Below are 20826 nucleotides of genomic sequence, written 5' to 3' on the forward strand. Positions count from 1 at the left end.
GGGGAATAATGCTGACGGGAACGTCGTTCTTTAGTACTCACGGAGGTGTCCACCTGGAAGAATAAGTGGACACCTAAACTACAGCGCCTGACGCATTAAGCCAGACGGTGCTGAGTTGACGCTTACATCCTTTCTCTCAAGCTTTGTGGTGATCCTAATTTTTGGCTCTGGTTTTTCTTTGAAAAACATGCGTTTTATTCTGGAAAGTAGCGATGGCTTCTTCTCTTCAAGTGCGGCGAGGGTAGGGCGGTACCCGCAACAGCATAGCCACGACTCTCCAGGCTTTATGGGCTGCCCATTTAAAGATACCCCGCCAGAAAGACGGAAGTTTTGACCATGAAGTGATGAGTGCAAATTGCCATCAATACAGTCGCATTTACCAGGAAAAGCCCAGGTTCCTTCGCTTATGCCAGCAAGCATCGCTCTATTCGAGTTTATCTGATAGTTACATTTATACTGAAACCCACGAAGGACAACAGTGGACTGCTTGTCAGTTAATGAGTATCTGCCTTTCAAGAACAGCTTAAATGAGTAAGCATCAAACCCCGGCTTGTGGCATGCCATGAAGGTTTTTTCAATCTCCCGGCCAGGCTCGTCGTGCTTGGATACATCCAAAGCCAAAAAATCGGTAGCAATTACGATAGCGGTGCCGTGATCTACCCCGGCAGAGGCGATCACTTCCTGTATGAGGGAGGTTGGCGATTTCCCTGTCATTGAGCTTACTCCTTGGCTAGATGGACTTCTTACTTTCCATTGCCTGAACCAGTTCGTTTATGAGCATATCCTGCTCTTGGGAGTGTCGACGCAGCTTAACCAGAATGTCGGCCAGCGCGCCATCATCAATTTTTACTTTGCCATTCCTTGCGTCCAGGGCGTCTTGGATGACCTGAATGATCTCAGAGTTCATCGATCTCCCGTTTTCCTTTGCCAAGTCTGCTATGGCGTCACGCATGCCAGCGGGCAAGCGGACATTAAACCTATCCATTTCCTGACTAGGGTATTTCTTCATGACTCACCAAGGGTAGCTTTACAAGTTCACGAGATAATAGCACCTACTTGACATCACCTTAAATGGTGGTAAATTGGTTCTAGCACCAACTTGGTGTCATAAAGCAGAGGAGAAGGTTATGAGTGACGTACTGTATACCGGCCGCAAAAACGACAGCTTCCAACTTCGCATGCCAGAGCGCATGAAAGAAGATATCCGCCGCATGGCAGAGATGGATGGGATTTCGATTAACTCTGCGATTGTGCAGCGTTTGGCGCGTTGCTTGCGTGAGGAAAGGGCGAATGGTCAGTAAAAACAGCGAAGCCCAGAGGTGCGCTAACACTATCCGGGCTTCTATCGAAAATAACCGCGTAGGAAATATCGACATGAAGAGTTTACCAAAAGCAGCGCCAAAATTCACTAAGTTCAAGTTTGGGAAGTCGGAAATCCGTGTTGTTACTCAGGTCGGCGAGCCGTGGTTTGTTGCCGAGGATGTGTGCAAAGCACTTAAACTCACCAACCCAACCATGTCATTGAAATCTTTGGATGATGATGAGCGGTCTAAGTTCAACTTAGGGCGTCAGGGTGAGGCCAATGTCATCAGCGAATCTGGCATGTTTACTCTGGTGCTTCGCTGTCGGGACGCAGTCAAGCCTGGTTCTGTTCCACACCAGTTCCGCAAGTGGGTAACTGGTGAAGTACTTCCCGCAATCCGTAAAACTGGAAGTTATCAGGCCGAGCCATCCGTGCCAGCTGTCAAAGAGACGAAATCAGAACAGCGTTATCGCGTCCGGGTAATTGTTTATGATGATTTATTTGGAGGGTGTGTCGAATTTTTTGGCAAAGCGAATACATTCAGAGCAATAGCCAGAGGCGTGGCGACAGACATGGGGTATGAGCCAACTGGATTTGTCGATATTGGCATGGATAAAGAGAAAATGAGGAGAATTTACTGATAGGCGTATGGGATGACGCAAAAGAAAACCGCCAGTTACAGCTGGCGGCTATGTCAAAAACTACTAATGCGATAGGAGTCTTAGATGACTTATTCAAATGTAGCAAATAAATCACTGCCTGTCATCGCTGGCGTTGACATCAACACCGATGAGGAAGGTCGCTTTAACCTTAACGCGCTGCATAAGGCAAGCGGCGGGCGCGACGCAAAGCGTCCAAAGGCATGGTTGGCTACTAAACAAGCTCAGGAGTTGATCGAGGAGCTAAGGCAGAATCCTGCCTTTGGTGAGGATGTAATCAAAGTAACTAAGGGTGGCATTGCTCCAGGCACTTTTGCCCATGAGTTGCTGGCTGTTGAGTACGCGGGCTGGATTTCTGCATCCTACCGCTTGCAGGTTAACCAGACCTTCCTTGACTTCAAGGCTGGCAAGCTGCAAAAAGCATTCGATCCTATGGCTGCGCTAAATGACGCGGAGTTCCTGCGCGGCACTTTGCTGACCTACAGCGAGAAGGTGATCGCACTGGAGCATAAGGTAGAAGAAATGCAGCCAGATGTGGATGCGCTGGAGCGAATTGCCAAAGCAGACGGCAGCATGTGCATCACCAATGCAGCAAAACATTTGCAGGTTCAGCCTAAATTTCTGTTCAAGGTTCTTTCAGAAAGCCACTGGATCTACAAACGCGCAGGCGGCCGCAGTTGGATAGCTTATCAGGACAAAATTCAATCTGGTGTCTTGGAGCATAAAGTGACGACCGTTGAGCGTTCAGATGGCAGCGAAAAGGTTGTAGAGCAGGTACTGGTTACTGCCAAAGGGCTGGCGAAGTTGTCAAAAATGATTGTGATTAGCGGCATTGCTGCATAAGGAAGATGAAATGACACTGTGTGTATTGGGCGACACTGTGCTCGCGAAAAGCCGCCATTTGATGGAAGGCGATTGCGTTACGGCCAAATTTACAGCACTGGCCTGTGAAAATGACGAAGGAAACGACGAGTACATGTACTGGATTGAGCTGCTAGGAAGCGACGGTGAACAGGTTATGAAGGAAATTAGCAGCGACTTTATCACTGCCTGCGATATCTATGACAGGTTGAAAAAGCTACTCGGTGCTGATGTAGCCTGATAAAAACACCATTAGCCAACCCACTTCGGTGGGTTTTTTTATGCCTGGAGAATGGCAATGCTCACAAAATCATTACTTCTCAACACTGACACATGGGATTTGCAGCTTGACGACTTCGGCAACATTGCGCAGACGGAGAACCCTTACGCGGTGGCTCAGGACGTAGCAACGACCTGTAGCACCTTTGCGGGTGAAGTCTGGTATGACACCACGCTTGGCCTGCCGTATTACGAGCGCATTCTAGGTCATTGGCCTGGAACTCAGTACGTCAATACGAAGATGCAGACCGAGGCGAAAAAGCTCCCATACGTCCAATCAGCGACCTGCACAATCATCATCGGCCAGTCTGACCGCATCGGTAACGGTGTTATGACTATAGTTGACCAAAATAATGACCAATCGGAGGTCAGCTTTTGATTACACAAATTGAAATCATGGAAAAACTAAACTTCGATGAGGAAACTGGCGTATTTACATGGAAAGTAAAGCCCTCTCGAAGAGTTGTCATTGGTAGTGTGGCGGGGACAAAAGATACCGATGGTTATAGAAAAATTAAAGTTTGTGGAAAGGTAATTCCCTCCCATCGCTTGGCATGGCTTTATGTTTACGGGGGCTTACCAAAGCAAGAGATTGACCATATAAATAGAGTAAGGGATGACAACAGGATCATTAATCTTAGGTTAGCTACTAGATCTCAAAATGCCAAAAATAAACTTAAATCATCAGCAAACACCTCTGGATTCAAGGGGGTAAGCGCAATTTCAACAAGGGGAAAGTGGGTAGCGCACATTAGGGTTGATGGCAAAAACAAGCACATTGGCTACTACAACACGCCGGAGCGCGCTTCGATAGCGTATCGAATCGCTGCACATTTCTATCATGGAAATTTTAATCCAATTCAATTCTGAGGAAACCATGGCTGAACCCGTAGTAGTAACCACCGCAGTTCCTGCCGTGACGATCACCGACACCGGCCTCGCAATTCCTGACGAACTCGACATTCTGAATGGTCGATTAAGCGACCTGGATACTTCGATGGGCGGCGGAATGAGTACCAGCCTGACAACGCCGCAGGGGCAGATTGCAATGAGTGACACGGCCATTATCGCCGCGAAGAATGACAGCCTGGCGTGGCTTGTTAATCAAGTAAACCCCGATTATGCATCGGGAAGAATGCAGGACGGTATCGCCAGGATTTACTTTATTGATCGCATCGGGGCTACTGGCACATTAGTGACTGCAACATGTTCCGGCCTAGTTGATGCAAAAATACCAGCGAATAGCATTGCGCAGGATGATAGAGGTTATCTGTATGTATCTTTAGTTGAAGCCACTATCCCTGCCAGTGGCAGCATTGATGTTGTATTTCAGAACCAGGCGACGGGGCCAATTTCGTGCCCAATCGGATCGCTGAATACGATTTACAGAGCAGTGATGGGGTGGTCAAGCATTACCAACCTTACTGCAGGTGTTCCAGGTAATGACGTGGAGGGGCGGGCCAACTTTGAGTACAGGCGGCGTCAATCGGTAGCCAAGAATGCGAGTAATACGCTAGGGGCTATCTATGCTGCTGTTCTCTCAGTAGATGGTGTGAGTGATGCGTATGTCACCGATAACAAGACTGCGGCAGTGGTGAACAAAGGCGTCACCAACTACCCATTGGCAGCTAATTCATTCTATGTTGCTGCATATGGCGGCCTTGCCGAGGACATTGGAAACGCTATCAACAACTCCGCCCCTCCTGGCGTCAACATGAACGGCAGTACGTCCATTGTGATACAGGACAGGGAGAACTACGTTTATCCTTACCCTGAATACACCATCAGGTGGGTTACTCCAACAGCAATCAGCGTTTATTTCAAGGTGCAGCTACAGGCGAATGACTCATTGCCTTCGAATATTGACGCATTGGTTCAGGCTTCAATCATCGCATCGTTCAATGGTGAAGATGGCGGAACTAGAGCTAGGATAGGTTCTCGCATATTTGCTGGCCGATATTATGCAGGCGTTCAGGAAATCGACTCAAACAATGTCAACATCCTTGACGTTCAAATATCAAAAGACGGGTCCGTATATTCGTCATCTGTAGAGTTCGGCATTGATGAGATACCAACGATTGATGCTACTAACATAGCGGTTGAACTGGTGGTGTAATGAAAAACTATGCCGATACAATAATCTCTCAGTATGCGGACAGCCCAAAGTTACGAAATATCATTGACACCTTTAATCAGGCTGTAGAGCCGGACGATTTCATAGATGACTTTTATGACATTATATGGAACATCGAAACCGCTGGTACATATGGGCTAGATGTTTGGGGTAAGATTGTCGTGGTCAGTAGATTGCTCACCGTAACTCCAGGCGGTAAGTATTTTGGATTTCGCGAGGCACTTAACACTCCACCTGTAATCAATGATCCGCAACCATTTAACCAGGTTCCGTTTTACACCGGTAACATGCAAACATCGACGGTCTCGCTAACAAATGAAGCATATAGAAAGCTAATTATGCTAAAGGCAATGGCAAATATAACAGATTGCACAATTCCAAGCATGAATGCAATGTTGATGTATATGTTTGGTGATAGCGGAAAAGCATATGTAAGGAATGACGGCGGAATGGTTATGACATATGTCTTTGAGTTTGAGCTGTCTACAGTTGAACTGGCAATTGTGCAGAGTTCAGGAGCGCTTCCATCTCCGGCTGGAGTAACGGTAAATATAGAGCAGCAGGTATAAAATGAATTCATCAGAAATCCCTTCACGCACGATAAAAGCGTTCTCTGTAAATGGCGCAAAAAATAACATTCCAGTAGATTCCTCTGGAGATACTCTGGCCGCAGGAGACGCAACCTTTGATAGCGGTTTTCCTCCATTGACAATGACTCCGGAAGTTGCCGGAGGAAAACCACCCAAAGGACAGGATATGAATGGCATACTGTATGCCATAACTATCAAGCAAAGGTGGCAGGACGCCGGGATGGGATACCCATATGATGCCACATTCTCTAGCGCTTTAACTGGATACCCTAAAGGAGCGGTGATACCGAACAGTACATACAGCGGCGCGTGGATAAATCTCAATGACGCCAACGTAAATAACCCAGAAGTAAGCACAGCCACTGACACAGGATGGGTTCCTATTTATAACTATGGCGTAACAAGCTTATCCATGAGCAACGCCAGTGTAACACTGACAACTTTGCAGGCTTCAAAAGATAGAATTGTAATATCTGGAAATCTAATCGCTAACGTCTATCTCTATTTCCCTCCATGGATAAAGGACTGGGTAATAGAGAATAAAACAACTGGCCTGTTCAGCGTAATTTGCACGACAACAGCGCCAGGTGCTTTAAGTGTTTCATCCAGAGCGTCATCTGTTACTCAGATACATTGTGATGGCGTCAATATATCTAGTTACGCACCAGCGCATGGCATGCAAACATTTACTGCATCAGGAACTTTCACCGTTCCGAGCAATGTAACGCAGGTTCGTGTTATTTGCACGGGCGGCGGTGGCGGTGGCATGGGGTGCCAGGCGGGGTCATTAAGTGAAACGTTTTCTGGTTCAGGAGGTGGGGCCGGGGGTACGGCTATAGGCGTATTCCAGGTTACCCCAGGATCTAACATATCGGTAACTGTTGGGGCTGGCGCTTCTGGCACAACAGGTGCAAATGGAGCGCCACAGGGAGGGGCTTCATCATTTGGGGCATATTGCAATGCTACTGGCGGTTATGGTGGGGTCAAATCAAGCGTGACAAGTACAGCTGGCGGTGGCGGTGGCGGCGCATCTGGAGGGGCGGTTAACGTATCTGGCGGTGGAGGTAGTGACGGGCAGATTGGCTCATTTGTACTTTCAGCAACTGGCGGCGCTTCTTACTGGGGTGGTGGTGGACGAGGCGGCGCGCAAGGTGGTGTAAGTGCATCATGCTTCGGTGCTGGCGGTGGCGGAGCATACGATGTCTCAACGAGTGGTAATGCATACACAGGCGGAAATGGAAGGTCTGGTGTTGTCGTAATCGAATGGTAAGCAACCAGTTAAAACCCCACAACGGCGCAATTTGCGTCTTTTTTTTGGAATAAATATGGCCATATCAGACAATTTAAGTGCGCAAAGGTATGCGGCTAATGCCGCAGTCTCCGCCGCAGAAGCTAAGTCATATGCAGATGTGGCTGGGCTATCGGAGGACTTCTCCAATCAAGCAAAGGCAAGTGCCGAATCCGCCTCCGCGTCAGCTTCTTCAGCGACTGAGTCCGCCACATCAGCATCGGAATCTGAGAGTAATGCATCTGCGTCCGCCGCTATTGCTTCTGAGGCAGCTCAGAATGCCACAATTACATCTAGCCTGTACCCAACGTTAGCTGCTGCTCAGTCAGCCATTACAGCCGGCACAATTCCGCTCAATGCTCTTTTTAACGTTGCTGTGGCTGCAGGCTCAACGCCACCACGATTTGCTGACCAATACCAGAACGTCGCTGGCGTGGCCACAACAACCGGGGTGAGCTATCCGAGCTCTGAGTCCTTGAATGAAGTCACAAAGCTAATTAATACAATGGAATCTGAGGGTGTTGCATTTTCATTCGAGGACTCTCTTGGGCGTTCATGTGCGATAATCTATGATAATGGACAATTCCTTTTGCCTCTAACAATTCAAGAAGACGTAAAGTCAGAGAAATCAGCGGACGGGTGGGTGTGGACAATCAGGGACAGTGACAGGAATGTCATTGCTGGGTTCAACGATCGCGGCGAGGCAGTCGGATTTTACACCCCACCAGTGGAATCCAACGCGCCAACGGCCAGAAACGAATCGTTATCTATAACGCCGAACAGTTTTGATGGTGCAACACAAACAGATCGAATAAAAGCTGCTCTGGATTTAATTGAATTTAACGGTGGTGGGACGCTGACGCTGGGCATCGATACTGTTACTGTGCCAAACACGAATACTTGGCTTATATCTGAGTCCTTGTTACTTCCTGACTATACGACATTGTACATCGATAACGCCAAGTTAAAGCTTCAGAATGGCGTGTTTGATAATATCATCCGTAACAAAGGCATTGTGGTTGATCCAGACAATCCATATAGCTACGCCTTAAAGCTTAATGAGAATAGAGGAATAAAGATAAAAGGCAGTGGTATTACAACTGCGTTCATAGAAGGTCCTGACGTTCCATACGTAGCACCGCACCCAGTAACTGGTGGGGCGCCCGTTGCGTGGGTTGGTGATGCTTATGGCTGGCGAACACTCGGCATCTTGCTAGCGAACACGAAAGATTACGAAATTTTCAATTTTAAAATGCAAAAAACAACCTGCTGGGCCATTTCTCAAGAACATGGCTGCGATGGGATGTATTTGCATGATCTTGACTTCAACACAACCGTTAAAAACGGAGACGGCATAGACTTCAGGAAAGGGTGTTCCAACGGTAGGGTTGAAAGAATAACGGGCATAACAGCTGACGATACAATAGCCATGACCGCGCTATTGAACTTCATCGATACGTATCCGTTTGGTACCTATATTTATCCACTGCAAGTCGGCGGCGATAAGCCTAGTCCACTGGGTGACAATATTACTAATATTTCTATCTCTGGCGTATCAAGTAAGTCAGCTCATAATCAGGTTCGTATTTTGCCAACTGGCGGTTCGGTGATTGATACTGTGAGCATTTCTAATATTGAAGACACTGCCGCAACGGGTGGGAGCCAAGTATTGGTTTCCACTTCCTCGTCATACGGCAGGCCTGCATACTTGACAGATATGCGGAATATTGTAGTGAACGGCATTAAATCTAATTTCTCTCAAAATCCGCTGACCATCAGTGGTCCATTAATTAATGCCAGATTCAACTTTATTCAACAAGCTAAAGCAGGCGGTAACCTTTACGTTCAAAGTTCCGCATTCCCGTATGTCAATGTTTCAATTACTAACGCAAAGGCTGTTTAACATGGCGACAAAAATAATTGCCTCAGGAACTGTATTCACAAACTTTATCGGCGCCGATCGCCTGCTCGGCATGTACCCTGGTGCGGCCGCTGCTTACAGTTTGCGCCAGGTGGGTAGTGGTATTTATGCCGGGCCACTCGTCACCATTCGTAGATCGTCTGACAACTTAACCATGGACTTCTACGCGGTTAACAACGCCGTTAGTATCGATGACGTCAAACTGTTCGTCGGCAGCGGGGACGGGACGGTAGTGACTCTCTATGACCAGACTGGAAACGGTTTGCATGCAACACAACCAACTGCCGGGTACCAGCCCAAAGTAATATCCGGCGGCACACCGGTACTCCTCAACGGTAAGCCTTCAATCATGTTCGATGGAGTTGACGACTTCCTTTCCGTTCCCAAGGCTCTGCCTCAGCAGTTCACGGCGGCAAACGCCAGCCTATCGATGTTCTTCGTTGCAGAAACAAAGACGACCGCATCGTTTACAGTGCTCTCGATGGCTGCAAGGGATTCAACTGTAGCGAATGATAACGACCTGCTGCTGTTCCAGTGCAATGGCCAGTATTCCGGAGTGAATGGAGGGGTGGGGATGTTCTTGCGTATTGTTCGAACATCAACAGCGATAAAATCCGTCGTATCACCAACAGCCTTGAAAATTGCAGGTCGTTCTGGCGGGGTGATCCGCTCTGGATTAACGGCCTATGCTATTGATGGCTCTGCGGTGGGAACTCCAGGTGATATGAATGCTATCGCAATGCACTTGGAGCAGGCGACGATTGGCGCTACGCGTAGGGGGATAAACCCAACTACTGAGGGCTCAAACCCCAATAGTAAAATCGCTGAAATCGTCATCTATCCAAGTGATAAAGGGACGGTGAACCAGGGGATCATTGGGAATATGGCAAGCTATTACAACACCATTTGAAGAGAAAGGGCCGGGGACTACCCGGCCAGATATTGCTATTGTTTAGAACATTTTCTGGAACATGGGAACAAGTAACTTATTCCCATATTCGCTTAAATGATCATCATCGTAATAGATTGGCGTTCCATCATGTACGCTTTCACATGTACCATTTTTGCACAGCAGAGGTAATGGGTTAAGTATCTTTACGCCACACTTTTCTGCTGCCTTGTCTTGGGCCGCCCATACAAACGAGTGACGCTTCATGTAATCTGTTTCGCTTAACGAAATATGTGGTGTTTCTTTGCCAAACATCATCGCTCTAGATAACGTTTTTGGAACATCAAACATCATCTCCGGGATAGGGCGAACCATAAACACCGGGCGAGTTGCAGCAATTTCGCATGCCGTATCAATCAGCCCCTTTTCAAATTCACTCAAAAATTCAGGGGTTGGTGTGCGGTAAACGGAGGAGAAGTAGACGATTGGCGTATTCATCTTTTCTACAATGTTATGTTGTCCAAATGCATATGCTGAAGTTCTGTTTATGATGACCACAGGTATGGCTTTATCCATAGTGGCCAGCTTCTTTTTTTCCCACTGATTGTACTCAAAGCAATGTTGGTTATCAGGGGCTTCACCTGGAATAACTTTCGCACTATAGATGGTTGGGCAGTTCGCGAAAGTCAGGTCTAACACGCCATCATTCTTTGAAGGAAGTGCAGCCTCAACCGCAGTTGTCATGGCGTCAGCATGGCTATCACCAACAACAATCGCCTTGATATCACTCCCACCATACACACAGGCATTGGAGGTTGAGCCTGATGTCGAGAAGCACTTATCCCGGTTAGGTTTGATGTTGTAGCTTTCGTTTGCGATGAGATCAATCTGCGCAGGAACGCGGCTTGAAAAATTAAATTTATAGATGGCGAGTGATGCTGCGCTGATTATCACCATGCATAGAGCTATTGTTAATGCGTTGCCCCATGGTGTTTGTTTTGATAACCCTTTGCGAGTTGGGTTTTCAATCAGACGGAGGGACAGTTCGCCAAGTACGAGGCTGACGATGATCCCGATTACTATCCACTGCCACTGGTGCGCAGTTTCAGTGTATGTCAGCAAAACTACTACCGGCCAATGCCAAAGATAGATCGAGTAGGACGACACGCCCAGTCGTTCTGCTATGAAATTGGACGTAAACATTGAGTTTTGGCGGGCAGCGCCGAGGACGAGCATTGCCCCTATAACAGGAACTGCTGCATACAGGCCTGGCCACGCAAGTGAAGGACTAAAAAGAACAATTGACGCAATAATTAGAATAAAGCCAAGTAGCTCGATTTGTTTGGCTTTGGGCGCTGAAAGTGTGCTATTGCGAGTTACCCACCATACTGCCCCGCCAGCCAGCATTTCCCATGCACGGGTAGGCAATAAGAAAAATGCAGCTGCTGGCGTTTTAAAGGCCAGATAACTTGACAGTGCAAAGGAAAGAATGCAGCCAGCAAAAATAACGAATTTAATCCCATTCGTTTTCCAGAAGCGCCACATCACCATGAGGGCGATCGGTAATATCACATAGAACTGCCATTCAACGGATAATGACCAGGTATGAAGTAGCCATTTCTCATGCGACGCAGCATCGAAGTATCCAGCCTCTCTCCAAAACTTCACATTTGAAATGAAGAAAATCGCTGATAATGCATGAGTAGCGAGAGTTTTATAGTCTGCTGTTGGCAACCAAAACCAACCCAAGGCCAGCAAGCACAGACACAAGGCAAGAAGTGCGGGAATTATCCTTCTGGCTCGCGCTAGGTAAAACTTCCAGATTGAAAACCTGTCTGCCTCAAGGCCGTTGGCGATGATTTGGGTCATCAAGAAGCCGGAGATGACAAAGAACACATCTACACCGACAAACCCGCCACCGAAGCCAGGAATGCCAAAATGAAACAGAACAACAGCAACGACAGCCCAGGCTCTCAGTCCGTTGATGTCATGCCTAAAGGCTCGTGCATTAGAAGACATAATGATGCTCATTTAACTAAATAATAGGTATTTTGCTACAAAACCAAGCAATTGCCCACACCCATGGGTTTTTATAAGATTTAAGCCACCCAGCAATAGCCTTCGCTAAGCGGGAAACTTTCTTCCCTTCCCGATCAGCACCATACCATTCACCTGCAAAATCGATCTTCACACGCATAATTCACTATGCTTATACTGTATGTATAACCAGTATTTGTTGTGTGAGGATTGTATGGCATCAAAATTCCCCAGCCCGGCCCAAGACTATGTGCATAGCCGCATAGGCTTTGACGAGTTGTGCGGCACCAGTAAGGCATCTGTGTATCTCGTTACTGCTAAGGGTGGAGCTATTACCGCTGGCATCCACCCAGGCGCAACGCTCGTTGTCGATAGATCAGTAGAGGCAGTAGACGGCAGCGTTATTCTTGCTTCTGTCGGCGGTGAGCTTGCGGTAAGGAGACTGCGTCTGGTTCCGGTTCGGTGCCTGGAGTATCTTGACGGATCGGAGAATGTGACAATGATAGACGAAGGGGATGATATTACTGATGACTGCGGGGCGGTGGAGGTGTTTGGCGTGGTCACGTATGCGCTGAACGATATGAGGACGTGCGAGTTTGATGATCTGGTCGTGTGAAGGGCAAAAAATTACCGCAAGACAACTCTCGATGGACGGGAGCCAACTTGCGGTAATGCTTTACTTTTACAGGTCACTATCAGGTGCTAACTTACTGATTCATAGTGACTGCAATTGATGTAAACTAATGCAAAAAATAGCACAAAGTTTAATCTAAATCTATTTCAACCAATTGAAATAAAGGTGAATTTATGGTTTCGTCACGTCCTTTGGCAAGGATCAAGCGTGCGGTCATAATTAAGTATGCTGCCAGATAGAGAAAAAAGAGTGGCACACTCTGGGCATCAGCGCAGAGAATGCCTGTAATGAAATCGATCAGGAGCCGATTATGACACAAGTTTGTATTGCCGCGTATGTCTATGGTGTGGTGCAGGGGGTAGGATTTCGCTATAACACTCAACACCAGGCTACGGCTTTGGGGTTAACTGGCTATGCGCGTAATCTGGATGATGGTAGCGTGGAAGTGCTGGCCTGTGGCGAACAACAGGCCGTTGACCAACTGATGGCGTGGCTGAAAAGCGGCGGCCCACGTAGCGCCCGCGTTGACCGAGTGCTGGTGGAACCGCGTGGGGTTGCCGAATATAAGGGCTTCAGTATTCGCTATTAACCCGTAGCTAGATACACTTCACCGGTTTTGGCAACCCGGCGATCTTGGTCGCCTGTTTGGCCGGGCCTTTCGGGAACAGGCGATACAGGTAGCGGCTGCTGCCTTTCTCTTCGCCGTATTTTTGCGCCATCGCCTTGACCAGCATGCGAATGGCCGGAGAGGTATTAAATTCCTGATAGAAGCTACGCACAAAGCGTACGACTTCCCAATGCGCTTCGCTCAGTTCAATCTCTTCCTGTGCCGCTAACAGTGGGGCCAGCCCTTCGTGCCAGTCGGCGCTGTTTTTCAGGTAGCCCTGGGCGTCAGTTTCAATCGTCTGACCTTCAAACTCCAACATACAGCCTCGGTGATCGGTAATTCATTGCGGGCCACAGTCTAGCAAACTTTTGCCCCGGCAAAAATAAAGCCCCGCATTGCGGGGCTCAGGTCAAAACAAAGTGCTGTATCAGTTGCTGCGGGCGAAGCCCAGAATGCTCAGCAGGCTGATAAACATGTTGTACAGCGAAACATACAGGCTGACGGTGGCACGGATATAGTTGGTTTCACCGCCATGAATGATGTTGCTGGTTTCCCACAACATGGCACCGGCAGAGAACAGAATAAACAGTGCGCTAATGGCCAGGTGCAGGGCAGGGATCTGCAAGAACAGGTTGGCGATAACCGCCACCAGCAGCACTACGAAGCCCGCCATCATCATGCCAGACAGGAACGACATGTCTTTACGGGTGGTCAGCACATAGGCCGAGCAGCAGAAGAACACCACTGCGGTACCGCCCAGCGCCAACATGATCAGGTCACCCGCGCCAGCGTTCAGGAACGAGCTCAGGATCGGGCCAAGGGCGTAGCCCATAAAGCCAGTGAAGGCGAAGGCTGCCAGAATACCGGCAGGGCTATTGGCCAGCTTATGGGTCAGGAACATCAAACCATAAAAGCCGACCAGCATTAACAGCAGCCCAGGAGCCGGTAAGCCCAGCATGGTGCTGGCGGTTGCGGTCAGTGCGGAAAAGGCCAGCGTTAACGACAGCAGAAAATAGGTGTTACGCAGGACTTTATGCGTGCTTAGCAAAGAGTCGCGCGAGGAGGATGAGACGACAATGCGGTCCATATGATCTCTCTTATCAGGTCATCACAAAATTGATCATGATGATAGTGCAGTGCAAGCCATTGATTAAAGTTTGTTTACCATTCTTTACCCTACGTGACTACTAGGGTATTGCTGCCCCCAGATTGTTGATTTCTTCATCGGTCAGCTTGCAGATGCCGTTTTTTCGTTCGGTTGAACGGTTTCAGGCTTTACAACGGGATCGGCTGTGTTTATAGTTCGCTGCATTACGGAGGGGTGGCCGAGTGGCTGAAGGCAACGGTCTTGAAAACCGTCGACGGGAAACCGTTCCAGACTTCGAATCTCTGCTCCTCCGCCATATTATGAATGACCCCAAGCTCAAAAGGCTTGGGGTTTTTCGTTTTATGCTATCCAGTAAATATACCATCCGCTCCATATCGGCCAAAGGTAGGGATAGGACGGTATGCAATTTATTTAGCTATTTGTTCCTCCATCAACAGCTTGTTTCTCTCCGTGACCAATGCAACTTTTCCAACAACAGTAGACATAATGAAGCGGCCTTCCGTTCGCAGCATGAAGAAATAACAACTACGATATGGTATGAGATGAGACCACGTGGTTGCTCATCGGCTCCTGACTCCTTATCCGTCCTGCATACGCAGCCCTCCAAGCGCTGTGAGGGGACGTTCAACGTCTGGCTAGCGTCATATTGATGATATTGTGGGGTAACTTCATGACTAACGGAAAGAAAAACAAAATCGTACCCGATGCCAGTCTTGCAAAAGAAAAGAACCCCAAGCGCATATCAGGCAAACGTGTGCCACAAGGAAAAGGCACGGTAAAAATCCCGGAAAAAAAATATCAGCAAGAGCTCAGGTTGTTACACGAAGAACTTGTCCATTTACAAAGCTGGGTGATTGCCAAGGGGCTGAAAGTTTGCATCGTGTTTGAGGGACGCGATGGGGCTGGCAAGGGCGGTACGATAAAAGCACTGACCGAAAGAGTCAGCCCACGAGTGTTCCGTGTTGTTGCCCTTCCTGCCCCAACCGAACGTGAAAAAAACCAAATGTACCTGCAACGCTACATGCCTTACATGCCAGCAGCAGGAGAGGTCGTTATCTTCGATCGTAGTTGGTATAACCGAGCTGGCGTCGAGCGAGTTATGGGTTTTTGTACGCCAGAGCAGACGCATCAATTTTTGGAGACGGTTCCGATGGTGGAACGATTAATGGTGGAGTCTGGCATAATTCTCATCAAATACTGGCTGGATGTAAGCCCAAAGGAACAAGAGCGTCGACTGCGTGCACGTATTGATGATGGCCGCAAGACATGGAAGCTTTCAGAGATAGATATCCGTTCTTTCGAACTCTGGGACGACTATTCCCGAGCCAGGGACGACATGTTTGCTGCCACAGACAGCCTTTGGGCTCCCTGGTTTGTTGCTAATTCAGAAGACAAAAAACGGGTTCGACTAAATGTTATCCACCATTTTTTGCAGCATATTCCCTACAAGCGGTTGCCAAAAACGAAGATTAAACTGCCTAAACGCAAAATCGGAAAATATCAGTCACCAGACTATCCTTTGAAACATATTCCTGAGATTTATTGAACAAAGAAGCCATGCTAATTCATGGCGATTTGCTGTTTAAAAACTCATGGCGTTTTTATCCATTGAGCACAAAAGCTGACGACAAAAACGATGAGCCTGTAAAATCAGAGGGCTGACGGGTAGTGACGGAATAGGGCTGATATAATGGGATTGTTATGAAATGATGTTGGTTATCCTAACCTCAGCAGGCGAACCATTTGACGACTTTCCCACACTTTTTTATGCCCTCTGATCACGTCCTGCAAAAATCCTCGTACACACCAGCCAGACAATAATCGCCCGAAGCACAAAGATCGCTGGTGCGGCTCGCCTTATAAAGCCGCGATGCCGCTTGCCATCATGCTGTTCGCTGAATCGCTGCAATAATAATTCCCCCTTAAAGAACACAATTGGATCCCTCAAGTAATCGTGATTGGCACTCGTTTATAGGGCCGTACACTGTATAACCAAGTGAGGTTGTTTCATTTTTGTGAATGAAAAGTAACAGCCAACCCTCTAGACGCTAACTTTTCCTGGTCATTAACGCTACCGGGTATCAAAGGATGATTTATGTCTTGCGAAAACATCGGCATTTCCCCGGCATTAGCCGCAGGGGAACGGACTCTTGCACCCGTCAAATCACTGACTTTCCTTGAAGGGGTCGCAATGATCGTCGGCACTAATATCGGTGCAGGCGTGCTTTCTATCGCGTACGCTTCCAGTAAAGCAGGTTATTTACCTTTGCTATTCTGGTTGGTACTGGTTGGCTGTGTAACCACCATCTCTATGCTGTATGTCGCTGAATCCACTCTTCGTACCCGAGAACATCTGCAGCTAAGCGGCTTGGCCCAGCGCTATGTCGGCGGTTTTGCTTCATGGGTCATGTTTGCTTCAGTATGTGTCAATAGTATCGGCGCGCTTACCGCTTACATGTCTGGTAGCGGCAAACTATTGCAATCCCTGCTCGGCATTTCGCCTGCGCTCGGCAGCCTGCTGTTTTTTATCCCAGCGGCGTTGGTTCTGTATCTCGGCTTGAAGGCCATTGGTCGTGGCGAAAAGTTTATCAGTATCGGCATGGTTGTCATGTTGAGCGCTCTGGTTATCGCGACGCTATTGAAAGAGACCACCCAGATGCGCAACCTGCTTGACGGTGATTGGCTCTTTATGGTGCCCGTGTTCAGTGTGGTGGTGTTCTGTTTTTCTGCCCAATATATTGTGCCTGAGATGGCGCGTGGTTTTGCGAATAAGCCAGAACAACTTCCCAAGGCCATTATTGTCGGGATGGTAACGACTTTTGTGCTGTTGGCAGTGGTGCCGATGTCGGTGATCGCGCTCAGTGGGTTGGGTAATATTTCTGACGTGGCGACGATCTCGTGGGGGCAGGCGCTCGGCCAATGGGCTTTCTTCTCTGCCAATATCTTTGCGCTATGTGCCATGCTGACATCCTACTGGGGGTTGGGCGGCAGCTTCGTGAGTAATGTTTTCGATAAGTTCAGGTTGGGGGACGACGAACGGCCGTTGCGACGCTTCGGCGTGTTGATGGTGGTCGTTTTGCCACCGTTCGCGCTGGCTTACAGTGGTCTGGTTTCTTTCGTCAATGCGTTGTATTTCGCCGGTGTCTTCAGTGGCGTGATCTTGTCGATCATGCCGATACTGATTTTGCGGGGCGCCCGCAAAAATGGCGACCGGGTACCGTTCTGGCAATGTAACTGGATCACGCATCCGCTGTTGCAGGTGAGTATTGTACTGCTGTATCTGGGAAGTGCGGTCTATGCAATTGCGTCACTGTTTGGTTATTTACCGGCTGGCTGGTGACTGTTGCAAGGCTGCTGGGGTTGTCTGACGAGTCCTCCGCGCCGATTAATTTCCTGATTTGTTCACCTGGCGGCCATGTAGAATCGGGTGATGTGATCCACGATGTCATCCGATTTATTAGCGCTCCGGTGAATATGATCGGCAGCGGTTGGGTAGGGAGCGCCGCGGTTAATGTGTTCTTATCGGTGCCCATTACCCGCTCGCTACGCGGGTTGTGGGCGCTGTTTAATGGCCTACGCATCGAACAACGAGAGGCCAACAGTGGCGGATTGTGACCCGAATCACTGCCCCATGTAACCGGCCCGAGTGTTTTCTTCTCATTCTGTATGTTAACCACATGATAACAAAACGTTATCCGATAGATGGCGGTAAAACACTGTGCTAGGATGATTAATCACCCCCTCTGGCACCCACGCCAACTTGAAAAGGATATGACCATGCCTTTGAATAATAAAAATATTTTTGTAGCTCTCGCCGCCGCTTTATTTGCTGTCAGCAGTTACGCAGCTGCGCCGAAATCCGTGGCGATCCTTTCTATCGTTGACCATCCGGCATTGGATGCCACCCGTGATGGGGTGATTGATGAGCTAAAGGCTGCGGGGTATGACAAGGATAAGGTCAAGGTCCAGTTCCAAAGCGCGCAGGGAAATACGGCCACCGCTGGGCAGATTGCGCGTAAATTTATCGGTGACAAGCCCGATGCGATAGTGGCGATTTCAACGCCTGCGGCGCAGTCCGTGGTGGGGGCTACCAAGACCATTCCGGTGGTGTTTACTACGGTAACCGACCCGGTGGCGGCCAAGCTGGTCAGTAGCTGGCAGCCGAGTGGCACCAACGTTACCGGCGTTTCAGACAGCGTCGCCATTGGCCCACAGGTCGATCTGATCTTGCAGGTTAAACCCGATGCCAAGCGGGTCGGCATGGTCTACAGCCCAGGGGAAGTCAACTCGACGGTGGTGGTCAAAGAGCTGAAAGATGAATTAACCAAACGCGGGATGACGCTGGTTGAGGTCCCTGCCGCACGTACTATCGACGTAGCCCCAGCGGCCAAAAGCCTGGTGGGCAAAGTCGACGTGATCTACACCAATACCGATAACAACGTTATCTCCACCTACGAGTCGCTGGTCGGCATTGCCAATCAGGCTAAAATCCCGTTGATCGCCAGTGACAATAGCGTTGCCAAACGTGGTGCAGCTGCGGCGTTGGGGATGAGCTATTACGATCTGGGCCGTCAGACCGGTAAAATTGTCGTCCGTCTGTTAGAGGGCGAGAAGCCAGGTGCCATAGCTCCAGAGGTAGGTAACAAGCTCAGCCTGAGCGTGAACCCTGCCGCCGCCCAGAAGCAGGGGGTCACTCTGCCAGCGGAACTGGTGCAATCAGCACAAGAAGTCATCAAATAACGATCTGCGTTGAATGATGGTTTACATCGGGTGTAAATGGCCTGCCGCAGGTGGCGGGCCAAGCTGTTTATGAGGTACGCATGTCGTTAATTTCCCTGATGGGCGCTTTGGAGATCGGCCTGATCTTTGCGCTGGTCGCGTTGGGCGTATTGATCTCCTTTCGCTTGCTCAATTTTCCCGATCTGACGGCCGATGGCAGCTTCCCTTTAGGGGGCGCGGTTGCCGCGGTGATGATTGTCAGCGGTTATAACCCTTGGCTGGCATGTTTGCTGGCGGCTATCGCGGGTGCCGGTGCTGGCTGTTTGACGGCCTGGCTGCACGTGCGGCTCGGTATTTTGCAACTGCTAGCCAGTATTTTGGTGATGATCGCCCTGTATTCCATCAACCTGCGCATTATGGGCGCGCCAAACCTGGCCCTGATCGGCTTACCCAGCGTTTTCACTCCTTTCATCAGCCAGGTTGAGGACAACGCCTGGCTGATCCAGCCGTTATTGCTGTTGGTGGTGGTCGTCGTCGTCAAACTGGCGCTCGACGCGTTCCTGACCTCAGAAGTCGGCCTTGCGCTGCGGGCTACCGGAGCGAATCCGCGCATGGCGCGCGCTCAGGGGATTGCGACCAGTCGGCTGACGGTGATCGGCATGGCGGTGTCCAATGCGCTGATAGCGCTGGCGGGGGCACTGTACGTACAGACTCAGGGGGGCGCGGATATCTCCATGGGGATCGGCACCATCGTCGTCGGGCTGGCGGCGGTGATCATCGGTGAGACACTGTTGCCTGCCCGTAGCCTGTTCCTGATCACTATGGCGACCCTGTTAGGGGCATTGCTGTACCGCCTGATGATCGCTCTGGCCCTGAATGCAGACTTTATCGGCTTGCAGGCGCAGGATCTGAATCTGATCACCGCGCTCCTGGTTACATTGGCGTTGGTCCTGCCGAAGTTAAAACAAAAGCTGAAAAGCAAGCGGGGGAGGCAGCCATCATGATGCGTGCCGAGCAGTTGTTTAAAACCTTTAACCCTGGAACCCCGCTGGAGAACCCGGTATTACGTGGCCTGTCTTTGAATATTGAGGCAGGGCAGTTTGTGACGGTCATTGGCAGTAACGGGGCAGGGAAGTCTACACTGCTCAATGCGGTCAGCGGTGATATTACCCCCGATCGTGGCCAAGTGTTTATTGATGAACAGGACGTTACCCTGATGCCCGCCTGGCGTCGTGCCGGTATGGTTGCCCGTGTATTCCAGGATCCACTGGCGGGAACCTGTGAGGGGCTGAGCATTGAGGAGAATCTGGCACTGGCTCTGCAGCGGGGTCAAACGCGAGGATTTCAGCGAGCGGTCAAGAGCAAACAGCGGCAGCTGTTCCGTGACAAGTTGGCCACGTTAGAACTGGGGCTGGAGAATCGTTTAGGGGATCACATGGGCCTGCTGTCTGGCGGGCAGCGTCAGGCGGTCAGTCTGTTGATGGCGTCGCTACAGCCTTCTCGTTTGCTCTTGCTGGATGAGCATACCGCCGCGCTCGATCCTAAAACGGCGGCTTTTGTGCTGGCGCTGACCGACCGTATTGTCGCCGAGCAGCAATTGACCGTACTGATGGTGACACACTCCATGCGCCAGGCTTTGGATCATGGCCATCGAACCGTGATGTTGCACCAAGGGCGGGTGGTGCTGGATGTTGTCGGTGAGCAACGGGCGAACATGCAGGTTACCGATCTGTTGGCGATGTTTGAGAAAACTCGTGGCGAAAAGCTGGATGATGATGGGCTACTGCTGAGCTAAGG

Annotated in this window: 24 protein-coding genes and 1 tRNA gene; 20 read left to right on the forward strand and 5 right to left on the reverse strand. The window is 49.5% G+C overall.

All coding sequences use genetic code 11. The features are described from left to right. Nucleotides 1-78: 78 nt before the first annotated feature. Nucleotides 79-714 (reverse strand): hypothetical protein, encoded by a 636-nt coding sequence (locus ACMV5H_RS17025; protein ID WP_414822148.1) that lies wholly within the window; start codon nt 712-714, stop codon nt 79-81. A gap of 16 nt (nt 715-730) precedes the next feature. Then, entirely contained in the window at nt 731-1009 is a 279-nt protein-coding gene (locus tag ACMV5H_RS17030) for an Arc family DNA-binding protein (RefSeq protein ID WP_414822149.1), read from the reverse strand. A 118-nt stretch (nt 1010-1127) separates the two neighbouring features. Here ACMV5H_RS17030 and ACMV5H_RS17035 point away from each other — a divergent pair, with 118 nt between their 5' ends. The 11 genes from ACMV5H_RS17035 (at nt 1128) to ACMV5H_RS17085 (ending at nt 9945) form a co-directional block, all read left to right on the forward strand. Beyond that, nucleotides 1128-1301, forward strand: coding sequence for an Arc family DNA-binding protein (locus ACMV5H_RS17035; protein WP_202290827.1), 174 nt, complete (start codon nt 1128-1130; stop codon nt 1299-1301). Beyond that, on the forward strand, nt 1291-1944 hold the full coding sequence (locus ACMV5H_RS17040; RefSeq protein ID WP_414822150.1) for a Bro-N domain-containing protein: 654 nt from the start codon (nt 1291-1293) through the stop codon (nt 1942-1944). Before ACMV5H_RS17035 ends, ACMV5H_RS17040 begins: the two co-directional genes overlap by 11 nt. A gap of 84 nt (nt 1945-2028) precedes the next feature. After that, on the forward strand, nt 2029-2805 hold the full coding sequence (locus ACMV5H_RS17045; protein WP_414822151.1) for a phage antirepressor KilAC domain-containing protein: 777 nt from the start codon (nt 2029-2031) through the stop codon (nt 2803-2805). A gap of 10 nt (nt 2806-2815) precedes the next feature. After that, nucleotides 2816-3064, forward strand: coding sequence for a hypothetical protein (locus ACMV5H_RS17050; RefSeq protein WP_414822152.1), 249 nt, complete (start codon nt 2816-2818; stop codon nt 3062-3064). Nucleotides 3065-3121: 57 nt separating this feature from the next. Continuing rightward, a complete protein-coding gene (locus tag ACMV5H_RS17055) occupies nt 3122-3481 on the forward strand; it encodes a hypothetical protein (RefSeq protein ID WP_414822153.1) in 360 nt (119 codons plus the stop codon). Next, entirely contained in the window at nt 3478-3972 is a 495-nt protein-coding gene (locus ACMV5H_RS17060; RefSeq protein ID WP_414822154.1) for an HNH endonuclease, read from the forward strand. The genes ACMV5H_RS17055 and ACMV5H_RS17060 overlap by 4 nt, the downstream gene beginning before the upstream one ends. Nucleotides 3973-3979: 7 nt before the next feature. Next, nucleotides 3980-5218: a baseplate J/gp47 family protein gene (locus tag ACMV5H_RS17065; RefSeq protein ID WP_414822155.1), complete on the forward strand. Its 1239-nt coding sequence runs from the start codon at nt 3980-3982 to the stop codon at nt 5216-5218. Further along, nucleotides 5218-5805: a DUF2612 domain-containing protein gene (locus ACMV5H_RS17070; RefSeq protein WP_414822156.1), complete on the forward strand. Its 588-nt coding sequence runs from the start codon at nt 5218-5220 to the stop codon at nt 5803-5805. Before ACMV5H_RS17065 ends, ACMV5H_RS17070 begins: the two co-directional genes overlap by 1 nt. Nucleotide 5806: 1 nt before the next feature. Next, nucleotides 5807-7096 carry a hypothetical protein gene (locus ACMV5H_RS17075; protein ID WP_414822157.1) on the forward strand — a complete coding sequence of 430 codons (1290 nt, stop codon included), beginning with the start codon at nt 5807-5809 and terminating at the stop codon, nt 7094-7096. 55 nt (nt 7097-7151) lie between these two features. Next, a complete protein-coding gene (locus ACMV5H_RS17080; protein WP_414822158.1) occupies nt 7152-9017 on the forward strand; it encodes a hypothetical protein in 1866 nt (621 codons plus the stop codon). 1 nt (nt 9018) lies between these two features. Beyond that, on the forward strand, nt 9019-9945 hold the full coding sequence (locus ACMV5H_RS17085; protein WP_414822159.1) for a hypothetical protein: 927 nt from the start codon (nt 9019-9021) through the stop codon (nt 9943-9945). 42 nt (nt 9946-9987) lie between these two features. Here the strand turns inward: ACMV5H_RS17085 and ACMV5H_RS17090 are convergent, their stop codons facing one another. Continuing rightward, nucleotides 9988-11943 carry an acyltransferase family protein gene (locus tag ACMV5H_RS17090; protein ID WP_414822160.1) on the reverse strand — a complete coding sequence of 652 codons (1956 nt, stop codon included), beginning with the start codon at nt 11941-11943 and terminating at the stop codon, nt 9988-9990. A gap of 232 nt (nt 11944-12175) precedes the next feature. Here ACMV5H_RS17090 and ACMV5H_RS17095 point away from each other — a divergent pair, with 232 nt between their 5' ends. After that, nucleotides 12176-12577 (forward strand): S24 family peptidase, encoded by a 402-nt coding sequence (locus tag ACMV5H_RS17095; RefSeq protein WP_414822161.1) that lies wholly within the window; start codon nt 12176-12178, stop codon nt 12575-12577. A gap of 328 nt (nt 12578-12905) precedes the next feature. Next, nucleotides 12906-13184, forward strand: coding sequence for an acylphosphatase (yccX, locus tag ACMV5H_RS17100; protein WP_021181988.1), 279 nt, complete (start codon nt 12906-12908; stop codon nt 13182-13184). A gap of 7 nt (nt 13185-13191) precedes the next feature. On the opposite strand, the gene tusE is transcribed toward yccX, so the two are convergent. Together tusE and yccA are read right to left on the reverse strand one after the other, a co-directional pair. Further along, the gene (tusE, locus tag ACMV5H_RS17105; RefSeq protein ID WP_024485653.1) at nt 13192-13521 is read right to left on the reverse strand and encodes a sulfurtransferase TusE; all 330 of its coding nucleotides are present in this window, start codon (nt 13519-13521) and stop codon (nt 13192-13194) included. Between the two features lie 108 nt (nt 13522-13629). Then, complete coding sequence (gene yccA, locus ACMV5H_RS17110) at nt 13630-14289, reverse strand: FtsH protease modulator YccA (RefSeq protein ID WP_021181987.1); 660 nt, start codon at nt 14287-14289, stop codon at nt 13630-13632. Between the two features lie 228 nt (nt 14290-14517). On the opposite strand from yccA, the gene ACMV5H_RS17115 reads away from it, so the two are divergent. From ACMV5H_RS17115 to ACMV5H_RS17145, 7 genes are all read left to right on the forward strand, one after another. Beyond that, nucleotides 14518-14605, forward strand: a tRNA-Ser gene (locus tag ACMV5H_RS17115). A gap of 375 nt (nt 14606-14980) precedes the next feature. Next, nucleotides 14981-15856, forward strand: coding sequence for a polyphosphate kinase 2 (ppk2, locus tag ACMV5H_RS17120; RefSeq protein WP_414822162.1), 876 nt, complete (start codon nt 14981-14983; stop codon nt 15854-15856). 549 nt (nt 15857-16405) lie between these two features. After that, the gene (locus tag ACMV5H_RS17125; RefSeq protein ID WP_218519515.1) at nt 16406-17650 is read left to right on the forward strand and encodes an amino acid permease; all 1245 of its coding nucleotides are present in this window, start codon (nt 16406-16408) and stop codon (nt 17648-17650) included. Further along, complete coding sequence (locus tag ACMV5H_RS17130) at nt 17647-17925, forward strand: ATP-dependent Clp protease proteolytic subunit (protein WP_223499230.1); 279 nt, start codon at nt 17647-17649, stop codon at nt 17923-17925. Before ACMV5H_RS17125 ends, ACMV5H_RS17130 begins: the two co-directional genes overlap by 4 nt. A 162-nt stretch (nt 17926-18087) precedes the next feature. Continuing rightward, on the forward strand, nt 18088-19050 hold the full coding sequence (locus ACMV5H_RS17135) for an ABC transporter substrate-binding protein (protein WP_414822163.1): 963 nt from the start codon (nt 18088-18090) through the stop codon (nt 19048-19050). A gap of 80 nt (nt 19051-19130) precedes the next feature. Then, nucleotides 19131-20033 carry an ABC transporter permease gene (locus tag ACMV5H_RS17140; protein WP_021178435.1) on the forward strand — a complete coding sequence of 301 codons (903 nt, stop codon included), beginning with the start codon at nt 19131-19133 and terminating at the stop codon, nt 20031-20033. After that, nucleotides 20030-20824, forward strand: coding sequence for an ABC transporter ATP-binding protein (locus ACMV5H_RS17145; protein ID WP_021178434.1), 795 nt, complete (start codon nt 20030-20032; stop codon nt 20822-20824). Before ACMV5H_RS17140 ends, ACMV5H_RS17145 begins: the two co-directional genes overlap by 4 nt. Nucleotides 20825-20826: the final 2 nt, after the last annotated feature.

The organism is Serratia sp. N21D137 (genome assembly GCF_047530005.1).
In the GTDB taxonomy this organism is placed as follows: Bacteria; Pseudomonadota; Gammaproteobacteria; order Enterobacterales; family Enterobacteriaceae; genus Chania; species Chania fonticola_B.